Raw genomic sequence first — 12,230 nt, 5'->3', positions numbered from 1 at the left:
CGCCCTTCCCAAACGAACGCTCAGGTTACTGGCGAGTCTGCCATGGCGGCCCGCCCCCGAACCTTCTGGTGTGGCAAATGCCCTATGCGTGCTGTCGCCCACTTCCGCACCCGCGCGGGTCACGCCGTGTTCGCCCGTGCGGCGGCCCTGTGGCACCGCGCCCGTGCTGCGTTGCCGCGCCCGCGCCTGTGCTGGCCGCGCTCCGCGCCCATCGGCGCTGCTCGATTGTGCCCGCGCGTCCCGGCATCGCGCCCCGCGCCCCGTGCCCGCGTCCCGTGTCCGTCCCTCGCCGGCTGCCCTGTGTGGCTGCGGTTGAGGGTGAGCGGCCTGGAATGGGATTTCGGGCGGTCCCATCGGCGGGGGACAAGAGCCAAAGTCGGGCGCCCTGCGCTCGGGCCTGTGCCTCGCGCCTGTGTGCCGCGATTGAGGGTGAGCGGTTTGGGATGGGATTTCGGACGGTTCTGTCGGCGGGGCATATGAGCGATAAGTCGGGCGCCCCGCGCCCGACTTATCGCTTTCGGGTCAGTTGCCCAGGAACCAGCGGGTGGTGGAGGTGCGCACCGTGCGAGCCGGGTGGGTGAGACGCCACACGGTCCCGCACATGCCGCAGGTCAGGGCCAGGATCATCGTGTACGTGCTGAAGCTCAGCGAGTCGAACGTCCCGGCCACCACCAACGCGATCAGCTGGGTCGAGATCAGCGCCGCGCAGAGGTGCTTGTCCTCCGGGGTGGTGGAGCGGCGGTAGGCCAGGAACGCCAGCACGATGCCCGTGAGGTGCAGCAGGGCGAGGACCGCCGCGCCGATGTAGCCGTTGGCGATGAGCGTGACCAGCCACTGGTTGTCCAGGATCTGGTACTGCGGCGCCACCCACGTCCCCGTGCCCCGCCCGAACCACGGCCGCTGCGCGATGTAGTGGAACGCGAGCGGGTAGCGGTCGGCGCGGACCGTGAAGGCCGGGTTGCTGGACGGGTCGTCGAAGAGCCGGGTCAGCGTGCGCAGCAGGCCCGGGCTGGCCCCGCCCAGGCCGGCGAGCATCACGCCGGTCATGATCAGGATGTTGTACCGCGTGCGCCAGGCCCAGACCGGGATGAGCACCACGAACATCAGGATGATGGCGAGGATGCCCGTGCGGGAGATGGTGGCCGCGTTGCCGGCGGCCAGGCAGATGCACGCGAACGCCGAGATCTGCCGCCGCCAGCGGGTGCCGGCGTGCATGGCGAAGTGCATGCCGAAGGGCAGGATCAGCGCCAGCGTGGCCGCCAGTTCGATGTAGTGCGTGGTCGTCGCGGCCACCCGGACGCCGCCGCCGCGCTCCTCGAAGCCCGGTGCCCAGCCCTTCGCCTCGAGGCCCGGGATCTGCAGGTACGTCGTGATGTCGATCTTGGTGACGTACTGGATGATCCCGATGGCGCCGACGACCGCGCCGCATAGGACGAGCACCTTGAGCACGCCGCGCAGGCGGATCCAGTTCGGGACGCCGTCGGCCGCGGTGAGCAGGATGCCGGCGAAGACGCCGTAGTACAGCATCACGCGGTCCGCGGAGTTGGCCTCCATGGACGTCAGGCCGCGCATGAACCCGATCGCGTAGGAGATGAGCGCCGAGACCAGGAAGGCCATGAGCGCCCATCGCATCGGCTGCGGCCCGGTCATCGACAGCGTCGGCGTGAAGCGGGCCAGCACCCACCAGATGAACAGCAGCAGGCCCATGACGAGGCCGGGCCGGCCGATGTCCGTCATGCCGGGCAGGATCAGCCGGGCCGGGACGAGCAGGATCAGCCCGACGCACACGCTGAGCAGCGCCGCCGCGTCGATGCGGGTCACGCGGCGGCGGGTGACGTACGTCCGGCCGAAGACGAACGACGGTTCGAGGTCGGCCGAGTAGTACGGAGTGAAGGTGGTCACCGGTTGGTCGCGCCCGCTTAGCTCGACTGGCCGCGCTTGGCCGTCGGCTTCGGGGGCATCGCAGACAGCGGGATGATCACGGTCGAGTCGGCGTCGGCTGTCTTCTCCACCTCGCGATCGCGGGTCTCCCAGTTGGCCGGCCGCTGGTACTGCACCGTGAGCCCGGCGTCGGCCGCGGCCTGCCCGGCCGCCGCGCCGGCGACCACGGGCACCTGGTGGCCGTCCCGCATGCCGCCGCCGCCGACCGAGCCGCCGCTGCGCACCGGGGTGCCGGCGCGGGCCGAGACCGGCTGGGCCGGCAGGGGAGCGGTGGTCGAGGAGGACTCGTAGCCCTCGTCCTCCTCGTTGCGGCGGCGGTTGTTGCGGCGGCGCAGCCAGGCGTCGCCGCCGATCGTGATGCCGGCGGTGAGCAGGATCCCGGCCGCGGCCACGGCGACGAGCGCGCGCTTGACCTTCGACGTCGACTTCTTGACGTTGGCGCCGAGGTCGAGCCGCTTGACCGTGATCAGGCTGCTCTCGCCGACGCCGAGCGACGTCTGCAGCCGCGCGACGCTGTCGGTGAAGATCGTGACGAGCTTCTCGGCCGTGTCCCGCGCCTGGCGGGCCGACGTGCCGGTGATTTCGAAGGTGACCAGCGGGGAGTTCTGGCCCATGGTCACCGTGTAGGTGTCGGCGTAGCCGGTCCGCTTGAACTCGTCCACGACGGTCTGGTCCAGCGCCTGCACGATCGCGGCGTTGCCCAGCGTCTGCAGGCCCTGGGAGAGCCAGGGGTTGCGCTGGTCGGCGCTCGTGAGCTGCTGCTCCGGCGTGGTGTTCTTGGCCGGGGCGGGCGGCACCAGTTGCACGTAGGCTGTTCCGACGTAGTCGGGCTTCACCTGGCTGACCGTCACGCCGGTGATGACGGCGGACAGCAGCAGCATCGGCAACGCTATCTGCCAGCGTCGCACGAGCAGCTTCGTGATGTCCCAGAAGTCCAACGTCGTCCTCTCCATGACCGCGCCGCGCGCTGGCCCCGTGATCGGTGCGCCCCCGTGTTGTGCGCCTTCAGTGTCCAGTCGTCTCAGCTGGACGGCAAGAACGGGGCGGGCCGCTAGCCCGACACCCTACTGCCTCATTGCCCGCCCGCGAATCGGCCTTCGGCTGGGCGAACGCTGTGAATTAGGCTCATGTCGGGTTGGCGACAAACCTTCGTCCGATCAACCGATTACCCGTCCGCTGCGTTGCAGACCACGATCGCGTCGGCCCTAGCGGGGCTTTACTGAAGTTCACGCCAGGGTGACAAGTTCATTTGGAGGGATCCGCCGGTATGCCGACTTCGGTCGTCAACATCACCGTGCACGGAATCGGCCCGACTGTCAGGACACTCGACCCCGGCGAAGACGGCACGTGGGTGAGCGTCGAGCAGTACGAGCGGATGCTGGACGCGGCGGTGGGCCGGGACGACGTCCGGATCACGTTCGACGACGGCAACGCCTCGGACCTCGAGGTGGGCCTGCCGCGACTGCTCGAGCGGGGGCTCAAGGCCCAGTTCTTCGTGCTGGCCGGCGAGTTCGGCAAGCCCGGCCGGCTCGACGTCGACGGCGTGCGGGAGCTGCTCGCCGCCGGGATGGAGGTCGGTTCCCACGGCTGGGCGCACCGCGACTGGCGGCGCATCTCCGAGGAGCAGGTGCAGGAGGAATTCGACGACGCCCACAGGGTGCTCGGCGAGATCGTCGGCCAGCCGGTGACCGAGGTGGCCGTACCGTTCGGGTCGTACGACCGGATCGTGCTCAACCGGCTGCGCAAGGCCGGCGTCACCCGCGTCTACACCAGCGACGGCGGCCGCGCCCAGGCCGACCAGTGGCTGCAGGCGCGCAACAGCATCCGCCACGACCTGGACGCCGAATGGGTCGAGCGGGTGATCAACGGATCGGACTCGCCCAAGGTTCTCGCGCGCCGGTTCGCCGCGCGCAATGTCAAACGACTCCGTGGAGCGCCGTGACCAGCATCGCGATCGTGATCGTGACGTACAACAGCGCCGAAGTCCTGCCAGGCTGCCTGGCATCGCTGCTGCCCTCCGAGGGCGTCGACATCACCCGGGTCGTGGTCGTCGACAACAACTCCCGCGACGACTCCGTCGCCCTCACATTCGCGGCGGCCGACCGGCTGCCGATCCGCTCGGTGCAGACCGGGCGCAACGCCGGCTACGCGGCCGCGGTGAACGCGGGCGTGGCGACCCTGGCGGAGGAGAAGTACGACGCGATCTGGGTGATGAACCCGGACACCCGCCTGCGCCCGGACACGCTGCGCATCCTCGCCGAGGCGCTGCGTGAGCCGCGGCGGGGGATCATCGTGCCGAAGATTCTCAACCCGGACGGCACCCTGCAGCCCTCGCTGCGGCGCAAGCCGACCGTCGGGCGGGCGCTGGCCGAGGCCGTCATCGGGGCCAAGGCCGGGCACATCGGGAGCATCGGCGAGCTCATCGCCGACCCGCGCGAGTACGAGCGGCCGCACGCCGCGATCTGGGCCACCGGCGCGGCGATGCTGCTCGGCGCCGACATGGTCCGCGAGATCGGCGACTGGGACGAGTCGCTGCTGCTCTACAGCGAGGAGACCGAGTACGCGCTGCGCGCGGGCGATCACGGCTGGTCGCTGTGGTACGACCCGCGGGCCGTGGTCGAGCACATCGGCGGCGAGTCGGGCACCAACCCGAAGCTGGCCGCGCTGCTCGTGGTCAACAAGGTCCGGCTGTTCAAGCGGCGCAACAACCTGGCCAGCGCGTCGGCGTACTACGCCGCCGTGACGCTCGGCGAGGGAGTGCGCGCCCTGCGTGGCCGGCGCACCTCGCGCGCCTCGCTGGCCGCTCTCATGCATCCCAAGCGCAAGCCGAGCCTCGGAGACTGACGCGTGAAGGCGGTACCGTTCGACCAGCTCACCGGGGCCCAGGTGGACGCGTGGCACAAGCTGCGCGCCGTCAACCCGCTGCTGGACAGCCCGTATTTTCACCCCGGCTTCGCCGGCGCCGTGCACGCGGCCGGCAACCCGGTGGACGTCTACGTCGGCACCGGCCCGACCGGCGAGGTGGAGAGCCTCTTCCCGGTCCACCGCGACGGCGGCGTGCTGCGCCCGGTCGGCTGGCCCGGCGCCGACTTCCAGGGCCCGATCCTGGCCCCCGGCACCGCCTTTCCCGTCGCCGGGATGCTCGGCGGCGGCGTGCGGGCGCTCGAGTTCGACCACCTGCTGGAGCTCGCCGACGACTTCCGGCCCTGGATCACCGGCAGCCGCCCCTCGCCCCTCGTGGACTGCACGGGCGGCCTCGACGGGTACCTCGCCCGCGCCTCCAAGTCCGGCAAGGACAACATGGGCCAGGCGCGGCGGCGGGCCAACAAGGCCGAGCGCGAGATCGGCCCGATCCGCTTCGTCGCCGACTCGCTCGACGAGGGCGACCTGGCGAAGGTGATCGAGCTCAAGCGGGCCCAGTACGCGGCCACCGGCGCCAAGGACTACTTCACCGAGCCCGGCCGCCAGGAGCTGCTCACCGCGCTGCTGCGCACCCGCGGTACCGAATTCGCGGGGATCCTCTCGACCCTGCACGCGGGCGACACGCTGCTGGCCGCCCACTTCGGCATCCGGGCCGGCGGCGTCCTGCACTGGTGGTTCCCGGTCTACGACCCGGCCCACGCCGGCCTCGCGCCCGGCTGGATGCTGCTGCGCGAGCTGGTCATGGCCGCGCCGCAGTTCGGTTTCACGCGTATCGACCTGGGCCGGGGTGACGACGAGTACAAACGGCGGGCGAAAACCGGTGAGACCCCCGTCTGCCAGGGCATGGTCACCCGCAGCACGGCCCGCCGCGCGCTGCGGGCCGCCCGAGAGTCCCTGGTCACCGCGGCGAAGGACTCGCCGCTCGGCCCGCAGCTGCGCCGCGTCGTGCGCAAGCTGCGCACGATCAAGCGCTAGCCACGCGCATTACCTGGGGAGCGATGCACATGGCCAGAAGGGCCCTGATCCTGGTCGAGAACCTGTCCGTGCCGTTCGACCGGCGCGTGTGGCAGGAGAGCCTCGCGCTGCGCGACGCCGGCTGGGAGGTGATCGTGATCTGCCCGCAGGGCACCAAGCGCGACACCGAGCCCTACGCGGAGATCGACGGCATCAAGATCCACCGGTACCCGCTCGACGCGGCGACCGGCGGACCCGTCGGCTACGTCAAGGAGTACGGCAACGCGCTGCGGCACACCCTGCGCCTGGCCAAGAAGGTCGGCCCGGTCGACGTCGTGCACGCCTGTAACCCGCCGGACATCCTCTACGTCGTGGCCAACCGGCTGAAGAAGCAGTACGGCAGCCGCTTCGTCTTCGACCAGCACGACCTCGTGCCGGAGCTGTACCTGTCCCGGTTCAACCGCGGCAAGGACCTGCTCTACCGGGGCGTGGTGCGGGCGGAGAAGGCCACCTACGACGCCGCCGACGTCGTCATCGCCACCAACGAGAGCTACCGCCAGGCCGCCATCACCCGCGGCGGCAAGCGCCCCGACCAGGTGTTCGTGGTGCGCAGCGCGCCCGTCGTCGAGCGCTTCCACATGGTGCCGGCCGACGAGTCGATCAAGAAGGGCAAGCCCTACCTGCTGTGCTACCTCGGCGTGATGGGGCCGCAGGACGGCGTCGACTACGCGCTGCGGGCCCTGGCCAAGCTGCGCGACGAGGTCGGGCGCACCGACTGGCACGCCGCGTTCGTCGGGGCCGGCGACACGTTCGAGCAGATGCAGGAGCTGGCCCGGGAGCTCGGGCTGGCCGACATGGTGACGTTCACCGGGCGGATTCCCGACGAGGACCTGCTGCGGTACCTCTCCACCGCCGACGTCTGCCTGTCGCCCGACCCGCTCAACCCGCTCAACGACGTCTCCACGATGAACAAGATCATGGAGTACATGGCCATGTCCCGGCCGATCGTCAGCTTCGAGCTGCGCGAGGCGCGGGTCTCGGCCGGCGACGCCGCCCTCTACGCCCCGGCCAACGACGAGTCGGCGTTCGCGAAGCTGACGTCGTACCTCCTCGACAACCCCGAGGAGCGCCGGCGCATGGGCGAGATCGGCCGCGCCCGGGTCAGCGGCCCGCTGTCGTGGGAGGTCTCGAAGGCCAACCTGGTGGCGGCCTACGAGAAGGCCGTGGAAGGGCTACGGCTGCGCGTCCCCGCCCAGCGCGGTTCGGGTGCTGGCGTCGCTGCCCCAGCCGGCCCGGTCGCGGCGCAGCCGGCTCACGGTCTTGTCCAGGACCATCACGCTCAGGTAGGCGGTGGCGTCGACGGGGCTCACGCTGCGGCGGCGCACCAGGCGTACCAGGCCGCCCAGTCCCAGAGCGGCTTCCCCACCGGGCCCCTTGAGGGCGGCCAGCTGCCGATTCCCCCGGCGCACCCGGACCCGTCGGTTGAGGTGCGCCGCGATGGTCCGGGCCGGTTTGACCAGTGAGCGGGCCTCGGCCACCACGGCCCGCTCGTGCGGGGCGAAGCTGGCGTGCACCCAGCCGTCGTCGGAGATCACATCGGGCATCGGGAAGACCCGGCCGTGGCCCTCTTCGGTGAGCACGTAGACGCCGGCCCCGGCCAGCGCCCGGGTCGGGGAGATCATCCGGTCGTGCACCTTGTGCACCCGGCCGATCAGCGAACCCACCCGGCTCAGGTCGAACTCGGGCACCGGCGAGCAGGCCAGCACGCCCGGGCGCGCGCACGCGGCGGCCAGCGCGCGCACCGCGTCGGCGGTCAGCTCGACGTCCGCGTCGAGGTACACCCGCGGGAACGTCCGGCAGGCCTCGTCGCCCAGCCGCAGCGCCGGCACCTTGCCCGGCACCTCGGACTCGATCACGCGCACGCCCGGCACCCTTCTGGCCGCGTCGGCGGTACCGTCGGTGCAGGCGTTCGGCACCACGATGACGTCGAACTCGCCGGGCTCGGTGCCTTCGAGCAAGCGGCGCAGGTTGTGCTCGATCACGGCCGCCTCGTTGTGGGCGGGGATGACGATGCTGACCACCGGACCAACCTCCTCAGGCCGCTGCACACGATAGCGGCCATGCGCCCGCATCCGATCGGAGTATGTCGCTCATGACCGAACTGGCCGTCATCACCCCGACCTATCGGCCGGACGCCGAGCTCTTCGACCTTCTGCACGCCTCGGTCCTGCGGTTCACCCCCGCCGACACGGTGCACCACGTCTTCGTCTCGGAGGCGGACCTGCCGCTGTTCTCCAAGTACGAGGGCCCACGCTGCAAGGTGCGCACGAGCAGCTCGATGCTGCCGCGCCGGTACCGCCCGGTGCCCGGCATGAACTACCACGTGAACGTGCGCCGCCCGTGGCCGCCGGTGCGCGGCTGGATCATGCAGCAGACCATCAAGCTCGCCGCCGCCGGCGACCTCGACGCCGACCTGGTCCTCATGGCCGACTCCGACGTCGTCTTCGTCCGCCCGACGACGGCCGACCGCTTCCAGGTCGAGGGGCGCCGGTGGCTGTACCGCGAGGACGGCGGCGTCACCGCGGACATGGAGCGCCACGTCATCTGGCACCGGGTGGCCCGCGAGCTCTTCGGCCTTCCCCCCGCGCCGCCCCCGCCGCTGCCCGACTACGTGAGCCCCCTCAACGCCTGGGAGCCCGCCGTGGTCCGCGCCATGCAGCAGCACATCGAGAAGGTGACCGGCCGCAACTGGCTGGACGTCTTCAACGGTCAGCTGCACATCTCCGAGTTCATCCTGTACGGCGTGTTCGTCGACGAGGTCCTGCACGCCGGCAAGGACCTGCTCCCGTCGGACATCACGGTCTGCCACAACAACTGGCAGCGCTCCCCGCTGAGCGTCGACGAGGCCGTGAAGTTCGCCGGCGAGATCGGCCCCGACGCGGTCGCCATGATGATCTCGGCGAAGTCCGACACCCCGCTCGAGCCGCGCCGGGCCGCCATCGCGCGCGTCGCGGAGATCGTGGGGTCGCGATGACCGCTCTTGCCTCCTCGGAGGAGCCGACCGTCGTCCAGGCCGCGATCAGGCGCCCGCGGCTGGTGGGCCTGGACGGCATCCGCGGCGTGGCGGCCCTGTGCGTGATGCTGCACCACTGCTGGCTGCTGGCGTTCCCGGGCTACCCGGCCACGCACGGCCCGCTGTACCTGGCGTGGCTCATCTACGGCCACCTCGCCGTGGTCGTCTTCATCACCCTGTCCGGCTTCTCGCTGGGCGTGGCCCCGGCCCGCCGCGACTGGCAGCTCGGCGGGGCCAAGCGCTTCGCGCACCGCCGCGCGTGGCGCATCCTGCCCCCGTACTGGGCCGCGCTGATCTTCAGCCTGATCATCGCCTGGACGATCGTCCCGCAGCCGGAGACCCCGCCCCCGACCGGCAAGTCGGTCGTCATCTTCGGCCTGCTGCTGCAGGACGTCTTCGGCTCGCCGTCGCCGAACGGCGCCTTCTGGTCCATCGCCATCGAGGCCCAGCTGTACATCGTCTTCCCGCTGCTGCTCGTCATCCTGCGCCGCGCGGGCACCGTCGTCCTGCTGACCGCCGTGACCCTGGTCGTGTCCACCATCGGCGTCCTGGCCCCGCGCGTCTCGGTCGTCGACATGCTGATGCGCTTCACCCCCGAGTTCGCCGTGCTCTTCACCCTGGGCCTGATCGCCGCCGGCGTGCTGCGGGCGAGCGACCGCGTGTACCGCCTGCCGTACCAGTGGTTCGCCCTGCTGGCCGCCGCCCCGATCGTGACGCTGATGGTGCTGAACGGCTCGGTGTGGACCATCACGCACTACTTCTGGATCGACATGGCCTTCGGCCCGGCCGTGGCCCTGCTGCTGGCCGCCGTGGCGACCGCCCGCCCGCGCCCGCTGGTCCGGTTCCTGGACACCCGCCCGCTGCGCTCGCTCGGCTCGTTCTCCTACAGCCTGTACCTGACCCACGCCCCGATCGTCGTGGCCGTGTACTTCAAGCTGATCGACGGCCGCTTCGCCTCGGGGCAGCCCGCCTTCTGGGCGCTGGCCGGCGTGGCCGCCCCCTTGTCGATCGCCTTCGCGTGGTCGTTCTCGCGCTTCTTCGAGCTGCCGTTCCAGCGGTACCGCGACTGGCCCGCCCTGCGAGCCGCCGTGCTCCGCCGCCCGGCCCCGGAGCCGGCCGCTCCCTGACGCCCTTGCCGGGGCCGTTCGACGGCCCCGCCCGGCCCCGGAGCCGGCCGCTCCCTGACGTCCTCGCCGGGGCCGTGTCGGAGATGCCCGGCCGGGTGGTGAGCTACGGCAACACCCCGAACAAGGCCGCCGCCCTTGGCGAGAACATCATCCTGCTGGCCAACCTGGCCGTCTCCGCGTGGCTGCTGATCGCCTTCCTGCGCCGCTGCCGGCCGTTCGCCGCCCTGGAACGCTGGCAGACCGGCTACCTCCCGGCCTACGCCGCCTGGACCTGGGCCGTCGTCCTCGTCCTGCCGCCGCTGTACCACTATCACTGAGTGCAGACGTTCGATCTTCTGACCACGTTGTTGCGCCGCGGTGACGCGGGCCGGGCCGAGCAGGTCCGCTCCGCCGAGCCCGGCGCGTGGCTGCCCCGGTGGACGGCCGGTGAGCCGCTGAGCCGGGCGCTGCGCGGCGGCCACGAGCTCGGCTCGCTCATCGGGGCGCTCCATGTCGACGACGCGTTCGCGTGGGCGTTGGCCGGTGACGTCGTCTATCGCATCACCCTCGCCGACGGCGCGGTGCACCGGCAGCCGCTGGAGGGCGAGCACGAGTACCTCCGCGACGCCACGTTCGCCGGGCACACCCTCGTCGCGATCGAGGACGAACGGCTGCTCGTCTGGGACCTCGACGGCGGCGCACTGCGGCTGGCCACCGACCCCGACGACGTCTCCCGGCGCGCGGGCGCGCTGTCGAGCGTCGCCGCCACGGACGGCGTCGCGGTCGCCGGTACCGAGGGAGGCCACCTGCTGCAGTGGGACCTGACCGGCGGCCGCCTCCTGGCCCGCACGCTCGCCCACGACGGCTATGTCAGCCGCGTCGCCATCAGCACCGCCGGCGAACCGGCCGTGCTGAGCGTCGGCGAGCCGACCGGGGCCCCGCGAACGCTGCGCTTCCACGCCCTCGACGGCCTTCGGCCCGCCGGTGGCGCGGTCGCGCCCGACACGTGGGCCGCCGGCTGGACCGTGCTGGACGGCCGCACCCGCGCGGTGACGGTCGCCTTCGACGGGCCGCTGACCGTCTGGGACCCGGCGACCGCGACGCCGGTCGCCGAGTTCGCCACCGGCTCGCGCAACCGCGCGCTGGCCTTCGCGGGCGACGGCAGCCTGGCCGTGGTCGGCGCGGCAAGGGTGCTGCGGCTCGTGGACCTGCGCGACGGCGCGCTCCGCGGCACTATCCGCACCGATTTCCGCCACGAGGTCGACGCCGTCGCCGCGTGCGGCGCGCGTGTCATCGTGGCCCAGGGCAGCAGCACCGAGGGGCGCACCAACCTCGTGGAGCTCGCCGAGCCGCTCCCGCACGACGCGGAGGATCGGCCCCACCTCTTCGGCGCGGTCGCGACCACGTCCCGCGGGCGCCCCATCGTCGTGGGCGTGGACGCATCCGGGCCGTTGCGCGTGTACGACGCGGCTGGCGGGCGGGAAATCGCCGCGGCCGGGGAGCGCTCGGCCCGCGAACGCTTGGCCGGCTGGTACCCGCGGGTGTGCGTCGCCGGGGGCCTGGTCGTGGCCGCCGAAAGGCAGCAGCCCTCGACGTTCGACCCGGCCACCGGCGTCGTGCGGACCGCCGAGGTACCGCCGTTCGCCGGCCTGCACGGAGGCCCGGTGCTGGCGGCGGTGGCGGGCGACGACGGCCGCATCGCGCTGATGGACGGGGGCGGCACCCTCGCCGTCTGGGACGCGGCCACGCTGACCACGCGGGCGGTGAAGCGCATCGGCGAGCCGCTCGAGACGCTCGCGGTCGCGTTCGCCGGCGCCGCCGTGCTGACCGGCCACGACAGCGGGGCGATCCGCTGGTTCGACGCCGAGGACCTCACGGAGCTCGCGCCGCCGGGCCGGTTCGCCGCGCGCACCGGCCGCCCAGGCCACCGGCCGCGCCCCGTCCACGACTGGCCGAGCGGGTATGCGGTCACCGCGCTGAAGACGATCGCGCGGGTGCTCGTCGCCGCCGCCGGCAGCACGGTGACGTCCGACGACTTCGTCACCGGCGAGCCGGTGGGCCCGGACCTGGCGCACCCGGCCTGGGTCACGGCGTTGTGCGTCGGCGAGCGAGGGCTCGTGGCGACCGGGTGTGCGGACGGCTCGCTGCGCGTCTGGGACCGCGCGACCGGTGACGTCGTGCGGGAGATCACCCTCCCGCGCCCGGTTCACCACATCGTCGCGGTCGACGAGCAT

Annotated in this window: 10 protein-coding genes and 1 pseudogene; 8 read left to right on the top strand and 3 right to left on the bottom strand. The window is 72.1% G+C overall.

Going from position 1 to position 12,230, the window contains the following annotated elements:
* Nucleotides 1-522: 522 nt before the first annotated feature.
* Both ABD352_RS31580 and ABD352_RS31575 read right to left on the bottom strand, forming a co-directional pair.
* Nucleotides 523-1,902 carry an O-antigen ligase family protein gene (locus ABD352_RS31580; RefSeq protein ID WP_344616161.1) on the bottom strand — a complete coding sequence of 460 codons (1,380 nt, stop codon included), beginning with the start codon at nucleotides 1,900-1,902 and terminating at the stop codon, nucleotides 523-525.
* Between the two features lie 17 nt (nucleotides 1,903-1,919).
* Nucleotides 1,920-2,894 carry a GumC domain-containing protein gene (locus ABD352_RS31575; protein ID WP_344616160.1) on the bottom strand — a complete coding sequence of 325 codons (975 nt, stop codon included), beginning with the start codon at nucleotides 2,892-2,894 and terminating at the stop codon, nucleotides 1,920-1,922.
* 314 nt (nucleotides 2,895-3,208) lie between these two features.
* On the opposite strand from ABD352_RS31575, the gene ABD352_RS31570 reads away from it, so the two are divergent.
* Genes ABD352_RS31570 through ABD352_RS31555 form a run of 4 tightly spaced genes read left to right on the top strand, consistent with a single transcriptional unit; the run spans nucleotide 3,209 to nucleotide 7,340 of the window.
* Nucleotides 3,209-3,883, top strand: coding sequence for a polysaccharide deacetylase family protein (locus tag ABD352_RS31570; RefSeq protein ID WP_344616159.1), 675 nt, complete (start codon nucleotides 3,209-3,211; stop codon nucleotides 3,881-3,883).
* The gene (locus tag ABD352_RS31565; protein ID WP_344616158.1) at nucleotides 3,880-4,785 is read left to right on the top strand and encodes a glycosyltransferase family 2 protein; all 906 of its coding nucleotides are present in this window, start codon (nucleotides 3,880-3,882) and stop codon (nucleotides 4,783-4,785) included. Before ABD352_RS31570 ends, ABD352_RS31565 begins: the two co-directional genes overlap by 4 nt.
* 3 nt (nucleotides 4,786-4,788) lie before the next feature.
* On the top strand, nucleotides 4,789-5,838 hold the full coding sequence (locus ABD352_RS31560; RefSeq protein WP_344616157.1) for a GNAT family N-acetyltransferase: 1,050 nt from the start codon (nucleotides 4,789-4,791) through the stop codon (nucleotides 5,836-5,838).
* Between the two features lie 29 nt (nucleotides 5,839-5,867).
* Nucleotides 5,868-7,340, top strand: coding sequence for a glycosyltransferase family 4 protein (locus tag ABD352_RS31555; protein WP_344616156.1), 1,473 nt, complete (start codon nucleotides 5,868-5,870; stop codon nucleotides 7,338-7,340).
* A gap of 240 nt (nucleotides 7,341-7,580) precedes the next feature.
* On the opposite strand, the pseudogene ABD352_RS31550 reads toward ABD352_RS31555, so the two are convergent.
* A pseudogene (locus ABD352_RS31550) lies at nucleotides 7,581-7,949 on the bottom strand (glycosyltransferase family 2 protein); the annotation flags it as partial.
* A 20-nt stretch (nucleotides 7,950-7,969) separates the two neighbouring features.
* On the opposite strand from ABD352_RS31550, the gene ABD352_RS31545 reads away from it, so the two are divergent.
* The 4 genes from ABD352_RS31545 to ABD352_RS31530 form a co-directional block, all read left to right on the top strand.
* On the top strand, nucleotides 7,970-8,851 hold the full coding sequence (locus tag ABD352_RS31545; protein WP_344616155.1) for a DUF6492 family protein: 882 nt from the start codon (nucleotides 7,970-7,972) through the stop codon (nucleotides 8,849-8,851).
* Nucleotides 8,848-10,017, top strand: a complete 1,170-nt coding sequence (locus tag ABD352_RS31540) for an acyltransferase family protein (RefSeq protein ID WP_344616154.1) — start codon at nucleotides 8,848-8,850, stop codon at nucleotides 10,015-10,017. Before ABD352_RS31545 ends, ABD352_RS31540 begins: the two co-directional genes overlap by 4 nt.
* Nucleotides 10,018-10,022: 5 nt before the next feature.
* Complete coding sequence (locus ABD352_RS31535; protein WP_344616153.1) at nucleotides 10,023-10,334, top strand: hypothetical protein; 312 nt, start codon at nucleotides 10,023-10,025, stop codon at nucleotides 10,332-10,334.
* A partial coding sequence (locus ABD352_RS31530) for a WD40 repeat domain-containing protein (protein ID WP_344616152.1) occupies nucleotides 10,335-12,230 on the top strand: 1,896 nt, incomplete at its 3' end.

It is taken from the genome of Dactylosporangium salmoneum, assembly GCF_039532525.1.
In the GTDB taxonomy this organism is placed as follows: Bacteria; Actinomycetota; Actinomycetes; order Mycobacteriales; family Micromonosporaceae; genus Dactylosporangium; species Dactylosporangium salmoneum.
Note: the sequence above shows the minus strand (reverse complement) of the source record. Positions and strands in the feature narration are given on the sequence as shown.

Excerpts from the sequence above, each read along its gene's own strand:
- ABD352_RS31540 (WP_344616154.1), top strand. The coding sequence starts at position 8,848 with ATGACCGCTCTTGCCTCCTCGGAGGAGCCGACCGTCGTCCAGGCCGCG.
- ABD352_RS31570 (WP_344616159.1), top strand. The coding sequence starts at position 3,209 with ATGCCGACTTCGGTCGTCAACATCACCGTGCACGGAATCGGCCCGACT.
- ABD352_RS31545 (WP_344616155.1), top strand. The coding sequence starts at position 7,970 with ATGACCGAACTGGCCGTCATCACCCCGACCTATCGGCCGGACGCCGAG.
- ABD352_RS31575 (WP_344616160.1), bottom strand. The coding sequence starts at position 2,894 with ATGGAGAGGACGACGTTGGACTTCTGGGACATCACGAAGCTGCTCGTG.
- ABD352_RS31555 (WP_344616156.1), top strand. The coding sequence starts at position 5,868 with ATGGCCAGAAGGGCCCTGATCCTGGTCGAGAACCTGTCCGTGCCGTTC.